Source organism: Rhodoferax mekongensis, from assembly GCF_032191775.1.
Classification (GTDB): Bacteria; Pseudomonadota; Gammaproteobacteria; order Burkholderiales; family Burkholderiaceae_C; genus Allorhodoferax; species Allorhodoferax mekongensis.
This window is the reverse complement of sequence record NZ_CP132507.1, coordinates 2,566,180-2,588,569: the sequence shown is the minus strand read 5'-3', so window position 1 is coordinate 2,588,569 and position 22,390 is coordinate 2,566,180. Positions and strand designations below refer to the sequence as shown.

At 56.8% G+C, this 22,390-nt stretch carries 20 protein-coding genes and 2 tRNA genes; 9 read left to right on the top strand and 13 right to left on the bottom strand.

Features of this window, described 5'->3' with window-relative positions:
• Window positions 1-10 precede the first annotated feature (10 nt).
• The 7 genes from RAN89_RS12395 to RAN89_RS12365 are packed head-to-tail and all read right to left on the bottom strand — an operon-like array spanning window position 11 to window position 6,184.
• A complete protein-coding gene (locus RAN89_RS12395) occupies window positions 11-751 on the bottom strand; it encodes a glycosyltransferase family 2 protein (protein ID WP_313866597.1) in 741 nt (246 codons plus the stop codon).
• Complete coding sequence (locus RAN89_RS12390; RefSeq protein ID WP_313866596.1) at window positions 748-1,383, bottom strand: HAD family hydrolase; 636 nt, start codon at window positions 1,381-1,383, stop codon at window positions 748-750. The genes RAN89_RS12395 and RAN89_RS12390 overlap by 4 nt, the downstream gene beginning before the upstream one ends.
• Window positions 1,380-2,009, bottom strand: a complete 630-nt coding sequence (locus tag RAN89_RS12385) for a PI-PLC domain-containing protein (RefSeq protein WP_313866595.1) — start codon at window positions 2,007-2,009, stop codon at window positions 1,380-1,382. Before RAN89_RS12385 ends, RAN89_RS12390 begins: the two co-directional genes overlap by 4 nt.
• Window positions 2,010-2,033: 24 nt before the next feature.
• Window positions 2,034-2,921 (bottom strand): DUF6492 family protein, encoded by an 888-nt coding sequence (locus RAN89_RS12380; protein ID WP_313866594.1) that lies wholly within the window; start codon window positions 2,919-2,921, stop codon window positions 2,034-2,036.
• A complete protein-coding gene (locus RAN89_RS12375; RefSeq protein WP_313866593.1) occupies window positions 2,918-3,634 on the bottom strand; it encodes a polysaccharide deacetylase family protein in 717 nt (238 codons plus the stop codon). Before RAN89_RS12375 ends, RAN89_RS12380 begins: the two co-directional genes overlap by 4 nt.
• A gap of 10 nt (window positions 3,635-3,644) precedes the next feature.
• Window positions 3,645-5,393: a lipid A export permease/ATP-binding protein MsbA gene (gene msbA / locus RAN89_RS12370; protein ID WP_313866592.1), complete on the bottom strand. Its 1,749-nt coding sequence runs from the start codon at window positions 5,391-5,393 to the stop codon at window positions 3,645-3,647.
• A complete protein-coding gene (locus RAN89_RS12365) occupies window positions 5,390-6,184 on the bottom strand; it encodes a glycosyltransferase family 2 protein (protein ID WP_313866591.1) in 795 nt (264 codons plus the stop codon). Before RAN89_RS12365 ends, msbA begins: the two co-directional genes overlap by 4 nt.
• 95 nt (window positions 6,185-6,279) lie before the next feature.
• Between RAN89_RS12365 and RAN89_RS12360 the strand changes: the two genes are divergently transcribed.
• The 7 genes from RAN89_RS12360 (at window position 6,280) to RAN89_RS12330 (ending at window position 10,789) form a co-directional block, all read left to right on the top strand.
• Entirely contained in the window at window positions 6,280-7,131 is an 852-nt protein-coding gene (locus RAN89_RS12360) for a glycosyltransferase family 2 protein (protein WP_313866590.1), read from the top strand.
• Between the two features lie 14 nt (window positions 7,132-7,145).
• Window positions 7,146-8,405, top strand: a complete 1,260-nt coding sequence (gene tolB, locus RAN89_RS12355) for a Tol-Pal system beta propeller repeat protein TolB (RefSeq protein WP_313866589.1) — start codon at window positions 7,146-7,148, stop codon at window positions 8,403-8,405.
• Between the two features lie 27 nt (window positions 8,406-8,432).
• Window positions 8,433-8,975, top strand: a complete 543-nt coding sequence (pal, locus tag RAN89_RS12350) for a peptidoglycan-associated lipoprotein Pal (protein ID WP_313866588.1) — start codon at window positions 8,433-8,435, stop codon at window positions 8,973-8,975.
• A gap of 3 nt (window positions 8,976-8,978) precedes the next feature.
• Window positions 8,979-9,773 (top strand): tol-pal system protein YbgF, encoded by a 795-nt coding sequence (gene ybgF / locus RAN89_RS12345; RefSeq protein WP_313866587.1) that lies wholly within the window; start codon window positions 8,979-8,981, stop codon window positions 9,771-9,773.
• A gap of 56 nt (window positions 9,774-9,829) precedes the next feature.
• Window positions 9,830-10,576: a tRNA threonylcarbamoyladenosine dehydratase gene (locus tag RAN89_RS12340; RefSeq protein WP_313869393.1), complete on the top strand. Its 747-nt coding sequence runs from the start codon at window positions 9,830-9,832 to the stop codon at window positions 10,574-10,576.
• Between the two features lie 44 nt (window positions 10,577-10,620).
• A tRNA-Lys gene (locus tag RAN89_RS12335) sits at window positions 10,621-10,696 on the top strand.
• Window positions 10,697-10,713: 17 nt separating this feature from the next.
• A tRNA-Lys gene (locus RAN89_RS12330) sits at window positions 10,714-10,789 on the top strand.
• Window positions 10,790-10,866: 77 nt separating this feature from the next.
• On the opposite strand, the gene RAN89_RS12325 is transcribed toward RAN89_RS12330, so the two are convergent.
• The 6 genes from RAN89_RS12325 to dapC all read right to left on the bottom strand — a co-directional run bounded on the left by RAN89_RS12325 (window position 10,867) and on the right by dapC (window position 18,274).
• Window positions 10,867-12,807 (bottom strand): ABC-F family ATP-binding cassette domain-containing protein, encoded by a 1,941-nt coding sequence (locus RAN89_RS12325; protein WP_313866586.1) that lies wholly within the window; start codon window positions 12,805-12,807, stop codon window positions 10,867-10,869.
• Between the two features lie 103 nt (window positions 12,808-12,910).
• Window positions 12,911-13,813 carry a 50S ribosomal protein L3 N(5)-glutamine methyltransferase gene (gene prmB, locus RAN89_RS12320; RefSeq protein ID WP_313866585.1) on the bottom strand — a complete coding sequence of 301 codons (903 nt, stop codon included), beginning with the start codon at window positions 13,811-13,813 and terminating at the stop codon, window positions 12,911-12,913.
• Window positions 13,810-14,997, bottom strand: a complete 1,188-nt coding sequence (gene dapE / locus RAN89_RS12315) for a succinyl-diaminopimelate desuccinylase (RefSeq protein WP_313866584.1) — start codon at window positions 14,995-14,997, stop codon at window positions 13,810-13,812. Before dapE ends, prmB begins: the two co-directional genes overlap by 4 nt.
• Window positions 14,997-16,166, bottom strand: a complete 1,170-nt coding sequence (locus tag RAN89_RS12310) for a PilT/PilU family type 4a pilus ATPase (RefSeq protein ID WP_313866583.1) — start codon at window positions 16,164-16,166, stop codon at window positions 14,997-14,999. Before RAN89_RS12310 ends, dapE begins: the two co-directional genes overlap by 1 nt.
• 23 nt (window positions 16,167-16,189) lie before the next feature.
• Complete coding sequence (dapD, locus tag RAN89_RS12305) at window positions 16,190-17,014, bottom strand: 2,3,4,5-tetrahydropyridine-2,6-dicarboxylate N-succinyltransferase (RefSeq protein WP_087493920.1); 825 nt, start codon at window positions 17,012-17,014, stop codon at window positions 16,190-16,192.
• A gap of 48 nt (window positions 17,015-17,062) precedes the next feature.
• Entirely contained in the window at window positions 17,063-18,274 is a 1,212-nt protein-coding gene (dapC, locus tag RAN89_RS12300; RefSeq protein WP_313866582.1) for a succinyldiaminopimelate transaminase, read from the bottom strand.
• An 83-nt stretch (window positions 18,275-18,357) separates the two neighbouring features.
• Here dapC and RAN89_RS12295 point away from each other — a divergent pair, with 83 nt between their 5' ends.
• Together RAN89_RS12295 and smc are read left to right on the top strand one after the other, a co-directional pair.
• Window positions 18,358-18,729, top strand: a complete 372-nt coding sequence (locus RAN89_RS12295) for an Hpt domain-containing protein (protein WP_313866581.1) — start codon at window positions 18,358-18,360, stop codon at window positions 18,727-18,729.
• 128 nt (window positions 18,730-18,857) lie between these two features.
• A complete protein-coding gene (gene smc, locus RAN89_RS12290; protein ID WP_313866580.1) occupies window positions 18,858-22,373 on the top strand; it encodes a chromosome segregation protein SMC in 3,516 nt (1,171 codons plus the stop codon).
• Window positions 22,374-22,390: the final 17 nt, after the last annotated feature.

Genomic DNA, 22,390 nt, shown 5'->3' with positions numbered 1-22,390 from the left:
GGTGCAGCGACTAACAGTTCTCGCGTCGAAGCAGGTGGGCTTCGTAATCATTCACCTTCTGGGGTGTATAAAAGGTGTGGTAGCGCTCGGCATCAACGCCAATTGTTCGGATCTTTTTACCCTTGAGAATCATCTCATTGAGGCAGGGCGCAATGTAGAAGCTGCCGTTGACACTGGAGTCCTTGTGGATCATGCTCATAGCTGCTTCCACAAAGTCTTTGCCGTGACGGAAGTAGTACAGCCCCGCGATCGCGTGACGGCTGATGGGGCGTTTTTCTGCAGTCTCGGCGACAAGACCCTGCTCGTCGAGGCGGACATAAGACCAGCGGGGGTGCACCGATTCAAAGGTCACGACGCCCGCATCGGCATCACGCAGTTGATTGATCAGCGCCGAGACGGGGTCATCGAACAACTGGTCTGAGTTGGCAATTATGAGGGGGTGATGATTGGCAATATGGCTGATCGCCATAAGTGCGCTACATGCGGCACCTTTGGTGTCGTTATCCAGTTTGACAATTTTGCACTGGTGCTCAGTAATGATGTTCAGCGTGCTGTCGAGGTGAAACTTGCGGCAGTCCGCACTGCCCACGACGAAGATGAACTGTACTTTGGGTCCGGCGGCGGCAAGGTTTGCCACCACGCGCTCAACGATGGTTTTCTGACCGATTTCGATTAGTGGCTTTGGGAAGGGGTATTCAGTCTCGGGGAAATGCTGGCTTCTGCCAGCCATAGGAACCAGAATGTTGATCATGATGCACGTCCTTCGATGCGTGTGATGTGGGCCATGATGTTCTGGTAGTTGACCTCCTCGACTTCATCGACCTCCATCAACCAGGCACCGCTGGCCTTGGCTGCTTGGAGGCCTTTCTCATTGTCTTCAACCACAAGGCACTCCTGGGGCGACAGGCCCAAGCTCTCGATCGCCTTGGTGTAGATTTCCGGGTCGGGTTTGCCAATTTTTACGTCCTGATTGGACAGAAAGAGGTCAAGGTAGTCGATCAGCGCGGCTTGTTGCATCATCACCTGTACGGTCTGGCGGATAGAGTTGGATGCGACCGCGAGCTTGTAGCCCTCTTGCTTGAGGCGGGAAAGCGCATATTCGTGGAAGAAGCGTGGCTTGCAGCGGGCGTAGACAATCTCCATGGTGTATTGTTGCTTCATCTCGTTGATGAAGTCGTGCAACTCCACTGGCAGTCCGCGTTCCGTACTCAACATCTCAAGTTTCTTCTTGGTTGGGAGTCCGTCGTAGGTGACCAGATGGTCGTAGCGGCTGATTTCCATGCCAAAGAGTCCCAAGGCCTTATTCAATGCCTCGTAGTGCCAGTCCTTGGCTTCGATGAGTACGCCGTCCATGTCGAAGATGACGGCTTTAATTTTGGTCATTCAAAATACCTTTGTGCCTGTTCTGGAAAGTCTGTGCACAACATCATCTTGTTGCATCCGATACGTGCTTCCAGCTGTTTGTAGTGTTTCCACTCCTGCGTATTGTCTCTCCGGTGCAGATCAGGGGAAACAATGCATAAAGACTTTCCTTGCGCCAGATGCTGTTCGATGACAGTGTCAGTCAACCAGTGCCCATTGAACTCATCGAGCCAGACGCCCTCTGCCAGTTCATAGTAGGGCGGGATGGGTTCAAATTCGCTGTGGCGGGTATAAGTTCGGAACTTCAGGCGAGCGTATTGCAATCCGTCCGGAACTGCCATATCAAACACAAAGTAGTTCTCAATTTCGAATTGCAGTAGCAGTGTCTTTAGTTCCTGTTGCAAGCCGTCCGCTTTGATGTTCAGTGCCAAAGGCAGAGGCTTGCGAAATGAGCGATAGATATCGAAGAAGGTTTCGACGAGCATGGCGTCATGGTCAGGCATGTCATGCGATATCACGAGCCTGCTGCCACGGTCGCGCAAGTCCGTTTCTGTGCCGAAGCCCAACGAAAAGCTGCGCTCGAATGCGATTCTGGTGTTTTTTTCGGCTGCTTCCTTCCAGTAGCCGCGGTGAGAAAGGATGATCACGATGACTCAGGTTCTAGTAAGTGTTCAGATTCTGCCCAGGCCCCTGCGCAACCGACGCCCGCTGCGTGAAAACCAATTGCCACCCTCAGCCGGCCAGTCCATGTCCCGCTCCCAGGCGGATTGGTAAATGACGCCGCAGTAAAGACGGGCTAGTTGTTCGGCTCCGATTCCTCGACGCTGGTCTTGATCGAACTGCCAAGCATAGTGATACACCTTGAACAGTGCCTGGCAGGGCAGTAACGGCACGGCCTGGTAGGCCAACAGCGCCTCGCCATACCAGCGCGATTCGATGGGTGCTTGCGTTATGGCATCGGCAAAGCTCATGCCCTTGGGTTGCAGGTAGCGTTCATCCAGGCTATGCCAGACGTCGCGGTGCCAGACCAGCGGGAAGGGGCCAAAGCTGTAGCGCCGACCCACACGGCCAAAGAGTTGCTGCACCAGGTCTGCTTCGCGCTGAAAGGCATCCACAACACGCAGGCGCTTCTGGCGAAGGGCGTCCTCCAGCAAGTCGTGGGCTTCGTCCAGCATGGTGTAAGGCGTCCCACCAGGTGCCAAGAAATCGGCCTGGCCGAAGGGGCGGATGAAGAGTGCGTCAGAGTCCAGGCAGACGCAGGCGCTGGAGATGTTCATGCGCCAGAACTCGGACTTCACTACCTGTTGAGCCACGCTGCCCGGCATGTTGGTCACTTGTGCCGCATTTATGCGTGGTGAGGCGCGCAGGATGTCCTCGTCGGCCATCAGATCCACATTCAGGCCACTCAGGTGTTCGCGAAACAGCGGCAGTTCCGTCTGTGGAACCGAGACATAGAACGACAAGTGTTCGACATTGAATTCGCGGACGGACTGTGCGAGCCGCACCACACGGCGCAGATCGGTGCTGTAGCTCTTGCAGTAAAGGGCCAGGGGTTTCATCCGCGGCGGTCTTCGTAATCAGTGGCCACTTTCCAGTAGAACTGCAAAGGGTTGGTGGCGCGCGCCACCATGATGCGGCGCAGCGTGTAAGGGTCAGCACCAGCATGCACGCGACCACGGTGGGTGGTGGTGGCGGTAACGTAGCCGGCTTCGCACGCCATTTGCTGATGTGCAGGCAGATGCCACCCATACGGATAGCAGAAGTGGCGGACCTGGCAACCCAAGGCTCGTTCCAGTTCTGTTTTGGACTCGAAGATTTGCGCGCGCGCTTCTTCATCAGGCAGTTCTGTCAGCTTGGCGTGCGTGCGTGTGTGGGATCCGATGTCCATTCCGGAGTCACGCCAGCGCTGCCAGTCTTGCAGGGACATAAGAGGCTTTTCGGCCACGATGCCGCGATCCCAGCTGTTGGTACCGCCGATCAGACTGCTTACGCCGTAGCAAGTGGCCGTAAAGCCCTGTTGCTTCAATACGGGCAGAGCATGCTCCACGTTGTTGCGATAGCCATCGTCGAAGGTAATGCCAGCGACCTTGCCACTCCTCTCGCCTTTCAAATAGGGCTCCAAGTCACGCATGGACAGGCCTTTGTAACCCATCAGCCTGAGCATCTTCATCTGCCAGGTGAAAGAGGAGGGGGCTACGACCAGGCCGCGCAGGGGCGTACCACGCGGCGGCGGCGCATCGACCTGGTGATACATGAGGATTGGGATATTCACATTGCCCATCTCAGGTTTGCATCCGATTCAGGTTGGCGTAGTAGCTGCCTTTGGCCAATAACTCCTGGTGGGTGCCGCTTTCTACGATGCGGCCTTGGTCCAGTACTAAGATTTTGTCAGCATGCTCAATGGTGCTCAGCCTGTGGGCAATAACGAGCGTAGTGCGGTTTTGCATCAACGTGGTGAGAGCAGTCTGCACCTGACGCTCGCTCTCGGTATCCAGTGCTGAAGTTGCCTCGTCCAGGATCAGGATCGGCGCGTTCTTCAGCAGTGCCCGCGCGATGGCGATGCGCTGCCGCTGGCCACCGGAAAGCTTTGCGCCATCTTCGCCGATGGGGGTGTCCAGACCTTGCGGGAGCTGTTGGATGAAGTCCCATGCGTTGGCGGCCTTGGCCGCCGCAATAACGTCCTCTCGCGTGCACTCGTCACGGGCGCCAAAAGCAATGTTGGCCTCCACGGTGTCGTTGAAGAGCACAATGTCTTGACTGACCAGTGCTATGTTATGGCGCAGGCTTGCAAGGGTGAGTTCGCCGATGTCCACGCCGTCGATGCGAATCTTCCCGGCTTTTGGGGCGTAGAAACGGGGTATCAGCGCGCTGATGGTTGTCTTCCCCCCACCGGACGCACCGACCAGAGCATAGGTCTGCCCAGCAGGCATCCTAAAGTTCACATCAATTAAGGCCTGCCGTTCCGCGCCAGGGTACGCAAAACTCACCCGATCGAATTCGATTTCACCGCGGGCATGTGGCAGTTCCTTGATTCCGAGGTCAGGTTCGACTTCTGAATCCAAAAATCGGAAGACGCTTTCACATGAGGCCAAACCACGCTGTAATGATGAGTTGATGGTCGTCAGCTGCTTGATCGGAGAGATCAACATTAGCAAGGCAGTAATGAATGATACAAAACCGCCGGCTGATGCACTTGCACTCCCAGTCGTCTGGCTAAGCGCTAGGTAGATGATAAGTGCAACAGCGAGCGACGCTGCGAGGTGTGTGATAGGTGTGATGGCGGATGCAGGGACAGCCTCTCGCATCATCGAACGACGGTAACGTTCTGTCTCGTCGTAGAAGCGCTTTAGTTGTTGTGTATGGCCACCATAGATCTTGATCACCTTGTGGGCTGCCGCAGATTCCTCAATGCTGTGAAACAACTGTCGAACCATTTCCATGGTCGCCCTGCTGGTAGCTCGCATACGATTCCCGAAACCTCTGACTATCAGCGCGACTAGAGGCGCAATCACGAGTGTAAGCAACGTTAGCTTCCAGTCGAGGTAAATCAAATATGAAAACAAAGCAACAGCGGTCAAGGACTCCCTCACGGCTGTTACAAGAACATTAGTTGATGCATCACTAAGATTTCCCGAGTCCACCATAACTTGAGAAATAAGCTTAGCTGGCGACAGATCATGAAACGTGTGGGTCTGTAGCAAGAGTATTTTTGCCAACATCTGTCTCCGGATGTCAGTTGTGAGCCTTGCAGAAACCCAAGTCATTAGATAGCTAGTGCTGAAGGAGAGTAGTCCTCTTACCGCAAAAAGCAGAACAATCCCCATTGGAATTGCCCAGATAAGGCGAGAATCCTCCATCTTGAAACCTTGATCCAAAAGGTACTTCATGATGGCGGGAAATACTGGTTCAGTGGCGGCTGTCCCCACCATACCAATGATCGCTAGTGTGAAAGCTTTCCAATATGGTTTTAAGTAACCAAGTAGTCTGAGATACAGCTCACGGTTACTTGCCTCGGTGCGTTGCGTTGTCATGAACTATTTCCTGTTGTGTGAGGCAATGGCGCTCTCCAAGCACTCCCTTTTTGCACTTCTAACGCTTTCACATACCGATAGAAGGTGCCTTCAAAATTTCCAACTGCAATCACAAAGCCTGCCCAGCCGTCAAGAAAACCAAGCTTGAATACGTAGTGCTTCCAAAAAGCCCAAGTCCCGTGCCCCAATGCACTCCACATATTGATTCTCTTGTGCTTTATCTTCTCGGCCCCAAGACTGGAATAGCGATTTGCCTTGTGCATAACCTCGGCCATGTTCTTGAAGGGAAATTGCCAAATGGCAGATTTCATGTGCCCGATGGGTAACTTGGAGTGCAATACATACCCCTCGTGCACAGGCTTTAAGTCATAGCTCATTGCTCCGCGACGGAACAACTGAGGTTGGCGGTAATTGGGGTACCAGCCGGAATGTTTTATCCACCGCCCCATGAAAAAGTTGCGTCTTGGAGTGTGATACACCTCATGAACATCGTGGCTCTTCACCAACTGTTGGATTTCTGCTGCGGCCTCCGGGGTGCAGCGCTCGTCGGCGTCCAGACTGAATATCCAGTCCATGCTGCATGCTTTGATGGCCTGGTTGCGCAAATCGCCAAACCCCTTGAAATCCACTTGAATCACCTTAGCTCCCAAACTCTCTGCTACCTCCGCGGTTCCGTCTGTACTGTGTGAGTCCACGAGGATGAGCTCGTCTGCCCATTGGACGCTTTGGATGGCGGCACTAACTTTCTCAACTTCGTTGAAGGCAATGATGTAGACAGATATGGTGGGCATGGGGTGGTAACATCCGGCGGGCACAAGCCACTGGGCTTTGAAGTGGGCGCCGAGAGTGATTTCTGACTTCAAGCGGCGGCCTAGTCTAGTCGAAAATGCCTTCCAAAGAGCTAATCTCCATAGTCATTACAACCTACAACCGCAGTGATGCGCTTGGATGTGTGCTATCCGCGCTCGAGCGGCAGTCGGACCGTGACTTTGAGGTGATCGTTGCAGATGATGGCTCCAGCAATGCGCACGTTGCCAACACACGCTCCATACAGAGCAACGTCAATTTTCCTGTGATTCATGTTTGGCATCCGGATGTTGGCTTTACCGCTGCCAAGGTGCGTAATCTGGGGGTAGCCCAGGCTTCGGGTGACTACCTTGTTTTGCTGGATGGGGATTGCGTCCCTGAGGTTGACTTTGTTAGGCGCCATCGAATGCTGCAAGAGAAAGGGCATTTTGTGAACGGCAGCCGCGTCTTATTGGGTGAAGGATTGACCCAAAGTGCGATTTCTAAGGAAGTCGACTTGACAGATCAATCCACGTGGTGGTGGCTAGGAAGAAGGTTGAGTGGACAAGCAAGTAAGTGGACTGCCAAGTTCCGCTGGCCTGATTTGTCTATCCGCCGGCAACCCGAATTTCGGTGGAAGGGCATCCGAAGTTGCAACATGGCTTTACGCAAATCGGACTACGTAGCGATCAACGGGTTTGATGAAAGTTTTGTGGGGTGGGGGCATGAAGATGCCGACTTTGTATTGCGCCTGCACAATGCGGGGCTTTGTCGCAAGAACGGTTTTTTCTCAACCGAGGTCTATCATTTGTGGCACCCCGAGAGTAGCCGTGACTTGGAAAATGCGAACGCGCTGCGAGTCAGGGAACGAATCACGAGCAAGCAGATCGTAGCCACGATTGGTTACCAGCAAAGCTTGGGGTTTGATCAGGTACAGGTCTACAGACGGTGATAATTCGGGACACGATGAAAAAATTCTGGTTCATTTGCTTTTGGAGTTTGGCTGCGTTGCATGCGCACGCCCAGTTTCGCGTAGAGGTTTCTGGTGTGGGAATGACACAAATTCCCATCGCAATCGCAGCTTTTCGTGGGGAGGAGCAATCGCCCCAAAAAATTGCCGCCATTGTCCAGGCCGACCTTGAGAGAAGTGGTCAATTCAAAGGGGTGGAGTCCGTTCCCGGCTTGGATGAGAGCGCCCGACCAGATATGGGCGTCATGCGACAACGGGGAGCCGACGCATTGGTGGCCGGAAGCATTTCACGTTTGGCAGACGGGCGGTTCGATGTCCGTTTCCGCTTATGGGATGTGGTGCGAAATCAGGATTTGGGCGGTCAAAGTCACGCTGTGCTGTCTGGGGATCTACGTCTGGCGGCTCACCGAATTGCGGATTTTGTCTACGAACGCATGACCGGCGATAAAGGCGTTTTCTCCACCAGGATTTCCTACGTTACCAAGGCCGGTGCCAACTACAACCTGTGGGTCGCGGATGCGGATGGTGAGAATGCGCAGAGTGCATTGAGTAGCCCTGAACCTATCATTTCACCCGCTTGGGCTCCGAATGGCAATCAATTGGCGTATGTATCGTTTGAAGCACGCAAGCCCGTCGTGTATGTGCATGATGTGGCGACCGGGCGTCGTCGTCTTGTGGCCAGCTTCAAAGGCTCCAACAGTGCTCCCGCTTGGTCTCCAGACGGGCGGTCTATCGCGCTGACGCTCAGCCGCGATGGTGGGTCGCAGTTGTATGTGATGGATGCCAACGGTGGGGAGCCCAAGCGTTTGATGCAATCCCCAGCAATCGATACAGAACCCGTTTACACCTCGGATGGCAAGACCATTTACTTTGTGAGTGACCGGGGTGGATCCCCGCAGATCTACAGGGTTCCTTCAAACGGCGGAAATGCGGAACGCGTAACTTTCACGGGGAACTACAACATCTCTCCCGCCTTGAGCCCGGATGGAAAGTGGTTGGCTTACGTATCCCGGGTGAACGGCGCGTTCAAGCTGCATGTGATGGATATTGCAAGTGGAGCGGTGTCCGCGATCACAGAGACAGTGGCCGACGAAAACCCCAGTTTTTCGCCGAACAGCCGACTCATCATTTACGCAACTTTGTTGCAGGGAAAAGAAGCACTCATGACTACCACCTTGGACGGGCGTATCAAAGCGCGTCTTGCGGGCCAAAGTGGTGATATTCGGGAGCCCGATTGGGGTCCGGCTCAAAAATAACTTGGCTATTTAACTTGGAGTTACAAAATGAAAAAGATGGTTTTGCTGGTGTCTGTAGTCGCTCTTTTGAGCGCTTGTGGTTCTTCGGTCAAGCTGGACAAAGTGCCTGTGGAAGACAAATCTGGGCAGGCAGTCAATGCTGGTTCATTGGGCACTGGCACGAATGATGGAGCAGGCGTTGCAAAGAGCAACGTTGCAACGGTGACCTTGGACAAAAACGCGCAGGACCCCGCATTAAGCGCTGCATTGAAGACGGTCTACTTCGACTACGACAGTTTTGTGATTCGCTCCGAGTTCCAAGCGACCTTGGAGGCGCATGCCAAGTACTTGAAGGCTGACAAGGCCCGCAGGGTGAGTATTGAAGGTCATACCGACGAACGCGGTGGCCGCGAATACAACTTGGCGCTGGGCCAGAAGCGGGCAGAAGCTGTGCGAAAGGCGCTGCAACTTCAAGGCGTTCCTGACGCACAAATGGAGGCTGTCAGCTATGGTAAGGAAAAGCCGGCCGTTCTGGGTAACTCCGAAGCCGCACTGGAAAAGAACCGTCGCGCCGAGTTCAGCTACCGATAAATCATGATGTCTTCTTTGATGAAGCGATTTGCGCACGCTGCCCCGGTAGCGCTTTTATTGTGTTTAGGGGCAGGGCAGGCATTTGCAGGCCTGTTTGACGATGAAGAGGCACGTCGCGCGATTCTTGATCTACGCCAGCGCATAGATGTAATGCGCAACGACAGTGATCAAAAGATCTCGGAAGAGTCGAAGCGAAACGCCGAGGAGGTTGCGCAACTTAGACGCTCACTCCTGGAGATGCAGAATCAGCTTGAGGCTAGTCGTGCAGACACGGCCAAGCTTCGTGGCCAGGTAGAACAACTTGCGCGAGATCTGGCGGAGGCACAGCGCAAACAAAAAGACTCTTCGCAACTTCTTGAAGATCGTCTGCGAAAACTGGAGCCTTCGAAGGTGTCCGTGGACGGTCGCGAGTTCTTTGCAGAACCCTCTGAGAAGCGCGATTTTGAAGCAGCGCTTGCTGTATTTCGCAAAGGCGACTTTGCTGCTGCGCAGGCAGTGTTTCTTGACTTCCTGAATCGTTATTCCACCTCCGGATATCGCCCTTCGGCCCTGTTCTGGTTGGGTAGTGCGCAGTACGCGACCAAGGATTACAAGGACGCGCAAGCCAATTTTCGTAGTCTGGTGCAGCAATCGTCCGATCATGTGCGTGCGCCAGAGGCTTTGCTGGCGCTGGCCAACTGTCAGTCCGAGTTGAAAGACACCAAGGCCGCCAGAAAGACGTTGGAAGAACTAATGGCGAGTTATCCGTCGTCAGAAGCTGCGAGCGCTGCCAAGGACCGTTTGGCTCGTTTGAAGTGACCGGCATTTCTTCAGGATCGGTTGAGGCGGCTGACCTCAACCGCCGCTTTTCGGGCATGGACCGGCTCTTTGGAGTTCAGCCGGCTGAGCGCTTGCGCAATTCGCATGTCGCTGTTGTAGGAATCGGCGGTGTAGGTTCCTGGGCTGCGGAAGCTCTTGCTCGGAGCGGAATTGCTGCGCTGACATTGATCGATATGGACCATGTGTCCGAATCAAACATCAACAGGCAGTTACATGCTCTGACCCGCACAATCGGTATGTCCAAGATCGAAGCGATGCGGGAACGCATTGCGGAGATCAATCCTGCCTGTCGTGTGGCGCTTGTCGACGACTTCGTTGATGAGGACAACTGGCCCGCAATTTTGGGTGGACAAGTAGATGCAGTCATTGATGCGTGTGACAACGTCAAGGCGAAAGTGACAATGGCTGCGTGGTCACGTGAGACCAAGGTCCCATTGGTGTCTGTCGGTGCCGCTGGTGGTAAGCGTCTGGCGCATCTCGTGGATATCTCTGATTTGAGTCAAACCACGCATGACCCCCTGTTGGCGCAGCTACGCTACCGCCTTCGGAAAGCACATGGGGCGCCCAAAGATGGAAAGAAAATGAATGTCGCCTGCGTGTACAGCAAGGAGGCCGTTCGTGGGCCAGATGCCTCCTGCGCTGTGGAAGGGGATGGAACGTTGAATTGCCACGGCTACGGTTCCTTGGTGAGTGTGACGGCCACCTTTGGAATGTGCGCAGCTGGTTGGGTTATCGATAAATTATCAGCCTCAACTCATTTAGCCTCAAAAAAGACGCTATAATTTGAGGCTTCGCAGGGTTCAATAAGCAATTAGTGAGCACTGTCGGGACCATAGCTCAGTTGGTAGAGCAGCGGACTTTTAATCCGTTTGTCGTGGGTTCGACCCCCGCTGGTCCCACCAGATTTTTGACGACGTTAGGGAATTTAGCTCAGCTGGTAGAGCAGCGGACTCTTAATCCGTAGGTCGAGAGTTCGAATCTCTCAGTTCCCACCACTGATATAGTGGACATTAAAACCCGCCTTCATTCGAAGGCGGGTTTTTTATTTGGGGCTTGCGCCCCGTCAGTCGTTTCATCCCTCCAACTTGGCCGTCAGTTCGAGCCAAAGCTCTTCCAGCTTTTGCAACTCCGCGTTCACTGCCTTTAATCGCTTGCCGGCTTCCGCAATCTCTGATGGATGCGGATTGGTAGAGAGCTTGGCCTCCAACTCTGCACCCTCGGCATTGAGAGTTTCCATGCGTAACTCGGTTGCAGCGAGGTCTTTTTTCCACTTCTTCAGTTCGTCTGCAGTTGGGCCAACTTTCACAGCGACAGGGGCCGTCACAGATACTGCAGGAACTCCAGCCTTGGCCTCTTCTTTGGCAAGCTCTCGCTGACGCTTGGCTTCATCCAACAGGTATTTCTGGTAATCGTCGAGATCGCCATCGAAGGGCTCGACCCCACCTCGGGAAACCATCCAGAACTCATCGCAGACCGATCGCAACAAGGCCCGGTCATGACTCACCAGCATCACGGTGCCTTCGAATTCGTTCAGCGCCATGGCCAGCGCTTCGCGTGTTGCCAGATCCAGGTGATTGGTCGGCTCGTCCAGTAGCAGCAGGTTGGGGCGTTGCCACACGATCATGCACAGCACAAGTCGGGCCTTCTCACCACCGCTCATACTTCCCACGGCCTGCTTGACCATGTCGCCGCTGAAGTTGAATGTTCCCAAGAAGCTGCGGAGGTCCTGTTCACGGGTCTGCTGTCCGGCAATTTTGCCGGCAGCGGTCATGTCCTTCACCAACCGGATCATGTGCTCCAGCGGGGTTTCGTCAGGCCGGAGCACGTCCAGTTCCTGCTGGGCGAAATAGCCGATGTTCAGGCCCTTGCCTTCGGTCACTTCGCCACCCAGAGGCGCGAGATCCCGGGCCACGGTTTTGACCAGCGTGGACTTACCTTGTCCGTTGGCACCCAATATGCCGATACGCTGTCCTGCGAGCACCGATTTGCTGACGTTATGGACGATAGTTGTAGGTGGAGTGCCCTTGGGCGCTTCCTCAGGCGCCGGGTAGCCGAAACTCACGCCTTGCATGGAGAGCATAGGGTTGGGCAGGTTGGCCGGCTCCTTGAACTCAAAGCTGAAATCGGCTTCCGACAACAGCGGCGCAATCTTCTCCATCCGGTCCAGGGCCTTGACCCGGCTTTGAGCCTGCTTGGCTTTGCTGGCTTTGGCCTTGAAGCGTGCGATGAACTTTTGCAGGTGGGCGATCTTGTCTTGTTGCTTGGCGTAGGCGTTTTGCTGCAGCTCCATCTGTTCGGCGCGCATATCTTCAAACTTGCTGTAATTGCCGCCGTAGCGCACCAGCTTGCCCATGTCGATGTGCAGGGTCACGTTGGTCACCGCATCCAGAAACTCGCGGTCGTGGCTGATGACGACCATGGTGCCCTCATATTTCTTCAGCCAGGCTTCCAGCCACACCAGCGCGTCCAAGTCCAAGTGGTTGGTGGGCTCGTCCAATAGCAGCAGGTCACTGGGGCACATGAGGGCACGGGCGAGCTGCAGGCGCATCCGCCAGCCACCGGAGAAGCTGTTCACCGGTTTGTCCAGTTCGGTAGTTTTGAAACCCAGACCCAGAATCAGCGCTTGAGCGCGCGCAGCCGCGTCATACTCACCGGCGTCGTGCAGGGCTGTGTAGGCATTGGCCATGCGCTCGTAGTCCTCAGTCGCCTCTGCGGCAGCCACCTCTGCGCGCGCAGCGCCAAGTTGCGTATCGCCTTCGACCACAAAGTCGGTGGCGCCTTGCTCGGTCTCCGGCATGTCCTGTGCCACCTGGCCCATGCGCCATTGGGCGGGGATGTAGTACTCGCCTGCATCTTCATGCAAATTGCCGTTGAGCAAAGCAAACAGTGAGGATTTGCCCGCCCCGTTGCGGCCCACAAGGCCGACCTTTTCGCCTGGATTCAAGGTCACCGAAGCGCCTTCGAGCAACACCTTGGCGCTACGGCGCAGGGTGACGTTTTTCAATGTAATCATGGTCTGGGAAGGGCTGTGACGCCGTCAATAAAAGGCTACCGGATGCACTTCATCGGGTAGTTCGGGGTATCCGGCGTGCGCTCACCGGACCCTTGGTAAAAACTTAATGCTGCTGGAAACGTGCCAGTGCGTCTAGGGTCAGTAGCAGCACCTGATCTTCACCGGCACTCGTCTCTAACCACACCACTTCCAACCCCGGAAAGGCCGCTTCGAAATATGCACGCTCGTTGCCGATTTCCAGCACCAGTACGCCGTCTTCCGACAGCTTGGGCGGAAGCTCTGCGAGCAAGGTCCGGATGAAATCCATGCCATCACCGCTGCCGCCTGCCTGATTGCCGTCGAGGGCAATAAAGGGTTCCGCCAAATATTCGGCGGGCAGAGCGGCCATGCTCTTTGCATTCACGTAAGGCGGGTTGCACAGAACCAGGTCAAAGACGCCGGGGATGGCCTTTAAGCCATCAGACTCCAACAATTTCACCCGGTTTTGCATTTGGTGCTTATCCACATTGATACGTGCAACTGCCAAGGCGTCCATCGAAATATCAGCACCAGTCACTTCCACGTCCGGATAGACCATGGCGGCCAGAATGCCCAAGCTGCCGTTGCCCGTACACAAGTCCAGCACGTGATGGGTGCTTTCTTGGAGCCAGTAGTCGATGCTGCCATCGACCAAGAGTTCTGCGATCAAGGAGCGCGGAACAATGACGCGTTCGTCTACATAAAACGGCACACCTTGCAGCCATGCCTCCTGGGTCAGGTAGGCCGCTGGTTTGCGCGTGCTGATGCGTGCTCCCAAAAGCGTAGCGGCTCGCGCATATTCCTCGGGCGCTACAGGCCGATTTGACTCTACATCCTCGTCTGACAAGCCCGTATCCAGCGGCAAGCCGAGTGCGTGCAGTACCAGCCAAGCGGCTTCGTCCGCCGCGTTGGTGGTGCCGTGGCCGAAGGACACGCCAGCTTCTGTGAGTTGCGCGGTGGCCTGTGCGACCAGTTCTTTCACATTCATGCGGTTTCCGCCTGGTTCAGGTTCTCAAGTACCCGGCGGTAAATGTTTTTCAGAGGCTCGATGTCCGCGAGCTTCACGTATTCGTTGATCTTGTGGATGGTGGCATTGGGCGGACCGAGTTCAATCACTTGCGGGCACACCTGGGCGATGAAGCGCCCGTCACTGGTACCGCCGGTTGTGGAAAGCTGGGTCTCCAAACCGGTTTCGGACCGAATGGCGTCGCGCACGGCATCCACCAAGGGGCCTGGCGTCGTCAGGAATGGCAGGCCGCCTATTGTCCATGCCAGGTCATAGTCCAGCTCATGTTTGGCCAGCACGCTGGCCAGCCGTTTTTGCAGGCTTTCGGGGGTGGACTCGGTGGAGAAGCGGAAGTTGAAATCAATCACCACATGGCCGGGAATGACGTTACTGGCCCCGGTACCGCCATGGATGTTGCTGACCTGCCAGGTCGTCGGCGGGAAAAACGCATTGCCCTTATCCCATTCGATGCCCACCAACTCAGCTAGCGCGGGGGCAAACCGATGGATCGGATTTTTGGCAAGGTGCGGGTAGGCGATATGGCCTTGCACTCCTTTGACCGTGAGTTTGCCGCTCATGGTGCCGCGCCGTCCGTTTTTGATCATGTCGCCGGTTTTTTCCACTGAAGTGGGCTCGCCCACAATGCAGTAGTCCAGCACCTCACCGCGCGCCTGAAGTTCTTTGCAGACCACGACGGTGCCGTCCAGAGCAGGGCCTTCTTCGTCACTGGTCAGGAGCATGGCGATGTTGAGTTCTGGGGCAGGGTGTGCAGCCAAAAACTCTTCAATAGACACCACAAAAGCCGCCAGGGAGGTCTTCATGTCGCTCGCGCCGCGGCCGAAAAGTTTTCCGTCACGGTGACTGGGGACGAATGGCGCACTGTCCCATTGCTGGGCAGGGCCGGTGGGCACCACATCGGTATGCCCGGCAAACACCAAGGTTTTTGCTATGCTTTTGGAAGCTACTTGCGCAGATCCCGTGAGCCCTGCAGGCCGCTTGGCCCACAAATTGGTGACTCGAAAATCGTCCGGTCCACTTTCGATGGTTTCACACACAAAGCCCAAAGGGCGCAAGCGATCGGCGATCAAGGCCTGGCATCCGCCATCAGAGGGCGTCACCGAGGCCATGGACAACAGTTGCTCGGTGAGCTGCAGCGTTTGCGTCATCAGTGTTTCACATCCAGGGTAATTTCCGTGAAGGAGGCTTCGTCATCTTCTTCCGGCACCGCGGCAGCCTTGGCCACCTTGGTGAAATCGTTTTGCAAGCGCCACATGAGGTTGGTGGGCGAGTCGGCGTGGGCCAAACCTTCTTTGCGGTCGACCAGTCCGTCCTGAATCAGGCGGGCGATGTCGGCTTCGAAAGTCTGAGAGCCCTCGGCCATGGACTGCTCCATCGCTTCCCGCACCGCTGAAAAGTCGCCTTTTTCAATCATTTCGGCCACGAGCTTGGTATTGAGCAACACCTCTGCGGCCGGTGTCCGCAGTCCGGATGTGGTGCGGAGCAGGCGTTGCGAGACGATGGCCCGCAGGGCGGTAGCCAAGTCTCCCAGCATGGTGGGGCGCACCTCCACCGGGTAAAAGCTCAAGATGCGGTTCAGCGCTTGGTAGCTGTTGTTGGCGTGCATGGTGGCCAGGCACAAATGCCCTGATTGGGCATAAGCAATCGCTGCCGACATGGTTTCCTGGTCCCGGATTTCACCGATCAGAATCACATCCGGAGCTTGGCGCAAGGCGTTCTTCAAGGCCACCTGCAGGGAGGCGGTGTCGGTTCCGACTTCGCGCTGATTGACCACCGACTTTTTGTTCTTGAACAAAAACTCCACCGGGTCTTCAATGGTCAGGATGTGGCCGGACACGCTCTCATTGCGGTGGTCCAACATCGACGCCAGCGTCGTGCTCTTGCCCGCACCTGTGGCGCCCACCATCAGCAGTAGGCCACGCTTTTCCATGATCAGGTCGGCCAGCACCGGGGGTAGCTGCAAGCTGTGCAAAGGAGGTACGTCCACGCTAATGAAACGGATCACCGCCGCAATGGTGCCGCGCTGGCGCATGGCGCTGACCCGGAAACGGCCTACGCCGGCCAGGGGGAAGCCTACGTTGAGCTCACCATCGCGCTCCAGAATCTCAATGTGTTGGGGTGACAACACCTCCGCCAACAGATTTCTGGGCGCATCGGAAGGCAGGGTCTGGCTGTTGATCGGTACACACTGGCCGTTGATCTTGATCAGCGCAGGGGCGTGCGCCGACAGATATACGTCAGACGCCTTCTTCTCACTCATGAGGCGCAGGATGCGCTCCATGGTGCCTGAAGGCTGGGGTGTGGTGGTCGTGGCCATGGTTGCCTTCCGGTTGGGGGAACTTAGTCGCGCAGCAAGTCGTTCAGGCTGGTGGTTGAACGGGTCTTTGCGTCCACCTTCTTGACGATGATGGCGGCATACATGCTGTATTTGCCATCGCCCTTGGGCAGGCTGCCGCTGACCACCACAGAACCTGCGGGGATGCGGCCATAGCTTACGGTGTCGGTTGCGCGGTCATAGATCGGAGTGCTTTGGCCGATGTAAACGCCCATGGAAATCACCGAGTTTTCTTCGACGATCACGCCTTCCACCACTTCGGAGCGCGCGCCCACAAAGCAGTTGTCTTCAATGATGGTCGGGCCGGCCTGCATAGGCTCCAGCACACCGCCTATGCCCACGCCACCGGACAAGTGCACGTGCTTGCCGATCTGGGCGCAAGAACCCACAGTCGCCCATGTGTCGACCATGGTGCCTTCGTCCACATACGATCCGATGTTGCAGTAAGAAGGCATCAGGATCACTCCCTTGCCCTGGAAGCTGCCGCGACGCGCCACGGCAGGCGGAACGACGCGAACACCGGTCGCCTTCAGGGCTTCAGCGCTCATGCCGGCGAACTTGGTGGGAACCTTGTCATAAAAGCCCAGATCACCGGACTGGATGACTTCGTTGTCCTTGAGGCGGAAGCTCAGCAACACCGCCTTTTTGATCCATTGGTGGGTGGTCCACTGGCCCACGCCCTCGCGGGTGGCGACGCGCAAGCGCCCAGCGTCGAGTTCGTTCAGCACATGTTCCACGGCTTCACGCACTTCAGCGGGTGCGGATGCCACAGAAATGTTGGCGCGGTCTTCCCACGCGGCTTCGATAACGGATTGCAATTGTTGGCTCATGGTTTTTTCAGGGTTGTAATCGGAGAAAAGGCTTCGAGGTCCGGCACTTCAAGCGCTGCGACCCCGAACGAATTGGACGATGCGCTGCGCTGCTTCCACGCATTCGGCGGTCTCAGCCACCAATGCCATGCGGATGCGCCCGGCGCCGGGGTTGTGCCCGTTCGCCTCACGCGCCAGGTAGCTGCCGGGCAAAACGGTCACATTGTAAAGAGCGAGCAGTTCCCGGGCGAACTCGGTGTCACTGCCATTGACATCCGCCCACAGGTAGAAGCCAGCGTCCGGCAAGGTGACGTCCATCACGTCTGCCAACAATGGTGTGACTTGGGCGAACTTGGCGCGGTACTTGGCGCGGTTGTCCACCACGTGGTTCTCATCGTCCCAAGCAGCAATGCTGGCCGCCTGTACGACAGGGCTCATGGCACTGCCATGGTAGGTGCGGTAAAGCAAAAACTGCTTGATCCAGTGTGCATCACCTGCGCAAAAACCGCTGCGCATGCCGGGCACGTTGCTCCGCTTGGACAGGCTGGTGAAGGACACCAGATTCTTGAAATCGGCGCGGCCCAATTTGGCTGCAGCTTCCAATCCACCCAGTGGCGCCTCATCGCGGAAGTAAATTTCGCTGTAGCACTCATCCGAGGCAATGACAAAGCCGTACCTGTCGCTCAACGCAAAGAGCTTTTCCCACTCGGACAGAGGCATGACCGCGCCGGCAGGGTTTCCGGGGGAGCACACATACATGAGCTGCGTAGACGCCCATATGCTTTCCGGAACGCTGTCCCAATCCTGGGCGAAATTGCGGGAGGGCACAGAAGGCACAAAGTACGGCTGCGCACCTGCCAGCAGGGCAGCACCTTCGTAGATTTGATAAAACGGATTCGGGCACACCACCTGCACGGTGCCATTGCTAGCTGCCGGATTAATGACTGTCTGCGCGAAGGCAAATAATGCTTCCCGGGACCCGTTGATGGGCAATATTTGCGTCGCGGCATCCAACTGCAGGCCATAGCGTCGCTGAATCCAATTCGCCATGGACAGGCGCAGTTTTGGATCACCTGCAGTGGCGGGGTAAGCCGCCAAACCACTTTCACCCGATTGGATGGCATGGCAGTAGGCGTCTTTGATGAGTTGGGGGGTAGGGTGACGGGGCTCGCCGATGCCCAAGCTGATAGGGCTGAACGCCGGGTTGGGCACAACGCCCGCAAACAACTGGCGCAGGCGCTCAAACGGGTACGCCTGCAGGCTGGACAAATTCGGATTCATGGGGCGGCATTATCCCTGAGTCGTCGTTAAACTTGGGGCTTCGGCCCTCGGGGTCCATTCAGATCGATTTTGAGGAGTAAGCCATGTCTGCAGTTCCGACCAATGGTGCCGGCAACCGTTATCTCAATATTGCCGGTGCATTGGAGCAAATCGGTGACGAAGGCGCTTTGCGCGAAATGCTTCCCATGGTTCTGGACTCCTTGCAGCGTGACGTTCCCGCGATCACGGAGCTGCTGACAAAAGGGGATGTGCAGGGCGCCAACCACCTGCTTCACCCGCTCAAGGGCTTTATTCCCATCTTTTGCACCGCTGAATTGGTCGCGAAGGTATCGGAAGTGGAATTCATGAGTAAAAAGGGGGATGCTCCCACCGTAGCTGCCGCGTATGCCACGCTGGCGCCTGAGTTGCGTGTGTTGGAGGCAGAAGTGGCCGCCTATCTGGGTAGCCCGACCTGAGAGGGTTCGCGGCTGGAGGTATGCCGAACTGCGGGTTGCTGCACGGTATGATCCAGCGCTTGCGAGCCACTGGGAAGGCTCTGCAATTCTCAATAAAATCAATTACTTAGCGCTTTCTACATCTTCCTGTGCGTCTCAACTCCATCAAGCTCTCGGGTTTCAAGTCTTTTGCTGAACCCACCAACTTCCTGCTGCCCGGCCAGCTGGTAGGCGTGGTCGGCCCCAATGGCTGCGGTAAGTCCAACATCATGGATGCGGTGCGCTGGGTGTTGGGCGAGAGCAAAGCCAGCGAGTTGCGTGGTGAGTCCATGCAGGACGTGATTTTCAACGGCACCACTTCCCGCAAGCCTGCGAGCCGCAGCAGCGTGGAACTGGTGTTTGACAATGCCGACCACCGGGCCGGCGGCCAATGGGGCCAGTTCGGTGAAATTGCGGTTAAACGGGTGCTGACCCGCGATGGCACAAGCAGCTATTTCATCAATAACCAACCAGTTCGCCGCCGTGACGTCCAGGACGTGTTCCTCGGCACCGGTTTAGGGCCCCGTGCTTACGCGATCATCGGGCAGGGCACCATTTCCCGCATCATCGAGTCGAAACCGGAAGAACTTCGCTTGTTCCTCGAAGAGGCTGCGGGCGTCTCCAAATACAAAGAGCGCCGCCGTGAGACCGAAAATCGCCTCTCCGACACCCGTGAAAACCTCACGCGCGTGGAAGACATCCTGCGCGAGCTGGGCACCAACCTGGAACGCCTGGAAAAGCAGGCCGAGGTTGCGCAGAAATACAACGCGCTTCAGGCCGAGGTCACACTCAAGCAGCACCAGCAATGGTTCTTGAAGCGGGCCGAAGCATTGGCCGACAAAGCCAAGGTGCAGTCCGAAGGTCTCGCTGCCGTCAACGCTCTCGAAGCCCGAATGGCTGATCTTCGTCACATCGAGGCAGATCTGGAAACGGTGCGCCAGGCGCACTACGCCGCAGGTGACCAGGTCAATCAAGCGCAAGGCTTGTTGTACGAAGCCAGTACCGATGTGGGCCGCTTGGAAGCGGAAATCCGATTTGTGGTCGAAGGCCGTCAGCGCGTCGAGCAGCGCTTGATCACCCTCAAGGAACAGATCGCCCAGTGGGCCACCCGCAAGGACGATGCGCAGGCCGAAATGGAGCGCCTGGCAGAGCTGGCCGCCTTGGGTGAAGAGCAAACAGAACTGCTGGCTGCCCAAGTGGAAGAACAGGCCCAGCAACTTCCCGACCTGGAAGAGGCATTGGCCAAAGCGCAGAGTGCCGCCAACGACCAACGTGGCTCTGTGGCGCAGGTGCAGCAACAGATTCAGGTGCTGGCCGCGGAGCAACGCGGCATCGAAGAGCAAAGCCGCCAGTTGGAGACCCGCCGCGACCGGTTGATGACTGACCGCAATGCACTGTCTGCACCGGACGAATCCCGGTTGACAAGTCTGCAAGAGCAGCTGGAAGCCGTGCAGGAAGCGCATCAGGTGGCGGATGCGCGGCTGCAGGACCTGCAGGACGCGGTCCCCCAGCTGGATGAGGCCCGCAAGGAACAGCAGCTTGCCGTCAACACCGAGTCCTCCCGCCAAGCGGACCTCTCGGCGCGCCTGGAGGCGCTCAAAGCGCTGCAGGAAAAGGTCAAGACCGATGGCAAATTGCAGCCTTGGCTGGCCAAGCATGGCTTGGATCATTTGCAAGGCCTGTGGAGCCGCATTCACATTGAGCAAGGCTGGGAGAGCGCCCTGGAAGGCGCATTGCGGGAGCGCTTGGGTGCGTTGGAGGTGTCCCGTTTGGAGATGCTCAAGGCATTTGCCGTGGACGCGCCGCCTGCCAGACTGTCCTTTTACACCCCACCGCAAACCACTTTGCCCGAACGCGCGGGTGCCTTGCCCCGTTTGGCGGACTTGCTGCGCGTGAATGACGCGGGCCAGAAAGCGGTTCTGACCGACTGGTTGCAAGGCTGCTTTACTGCAGGCAGCTTCGAAGAAGCGTTAGCTCAGCGTGAGAAGCTGCAGCCCGGTGAGAGCATCTATGTGAAAAGTGGCCATGTGGTCACAAGCCACAGCGTCAGCTTTTATGCCCAGGACTCCGAGCAAGCCGGCTTGTTGGCCCGCGCCCAGGAAATCGAGAACTTGGAGAAACAGCTCCGTGCCCAGGTGTTGATTGCCGACGAATCCCGCGTCGCGCTAAGCCGCGCAGAGAGTGCGTACGCCGAGAGTGCCCAGCGATTGGTCAGTGCCCGCCGCGAGGCCGCCGAAAGCCAGGGGCGCGTGCATGAGTTGCAGGTCGAGACTCTGCGTCTGTCCCAGATGCTGGAGCAAACCCGTGCCCGCAGCGCCCAGATTGATGCCGATATGGCGGAAGTTGAAGCCCAGTTGGACGATCTGCAAGAGCGTCGCGTAGAAGCCGAAGCACGCTTCGAGTCACTGGACATGCAGCTGGCAGACAGCCAGGAACGTCATGCCCAGCTGGACGAGCGCGTGATTGAGGTCCAAAACAAGCTGAGCCAGTGCCGCGAACAGCAGCGCAGCCTGGAGCGACAGGCGCAGGAGGCGGTGTTTGCCCAGCGCAGTTTGCAAGCGCGCAATGCAGAACTCTCTCGCGCAATCGAAACAGCCATTCAACAGAACCAGAGCATCCAGGCCGAAGAACAGCGTGCGCAGGACGAGCTGCACCGCCTGACGGACGCAGCGGCCCAAGCCGGCCTGCAGAATGCTTTGGCCTTGAAGCTGGAGCGGGAACAGGCCTTGGCCGCCAAGCGCAGCGAATACGACGATCTCACCGCCAAGTTGCGTGCCAGCGACGAACGCCGCTTGCAACTGGAGCGCGAGCTGGACCCGCTGCGCCAGCGTATTACCGAATTCCAGCTCAAGGAGCAGGCTGCGCGGCTGGGCTTTGAGCAGTTTGAGGCCCAGCTGGCGGATGCGCAGGCGGACCTCGAGGCTATTGAGCAGAGCATCAAGGACGGCAATGTGCGCCTGTTCGGCATGCAGGGGGACATCGACCGCCTGAACCGCGAGATCGCAGCCTTGGGTGCCGTGAACCTGGCGGCATTGGAGGAGCTGGCTGCTGCCCGCGAGCGCAAGCAATTCCTGGACATGCAAAACGTGGACCTGACCCAGGCCATGAACACGCTGGAAGACGCCATCCGCAAGATTGACGCGGAAACCCGTGAGTTGCTGTCCGGCACCTTCGACCAGGTGAATGCCCATTTCGGCCGCATGTTCCCCGAGCTCTTCGGTGGGGGCAACGCACGACTGGTCATCACCGGTGACGAAATTCTGGATTCCGGGGTGCAGGTGATTGCGCAACCACCCGGCAAGAAGAATCAGACCATCCATTTGCTGTCAGGTGGCGAAAAAGCACTCACCGCGATTGCATTGGTGTTTGCGATTTTCCAGCTCAATCCTGCGCCTTTCTGTCTGCTGGACGAGGTGGATGCGCCGCTGGACGACGCCAACACCGAGCGTTATGCCAAGTTGGTCGCCAGCATGAGCAAGGGAACTCAGTTCCTGTTTATCAGTCACAACAAAATCGCCATGGAAATGGCAGAACAACTCATCGGTGTCACGATGCAGGAGCAGGGCGTATCGCGTATTGTTGCGGTGGACATGGAGTCCGCTGTCCACCTCGCAGAGCTCACTTGAACACCGCAAAAGCTAAA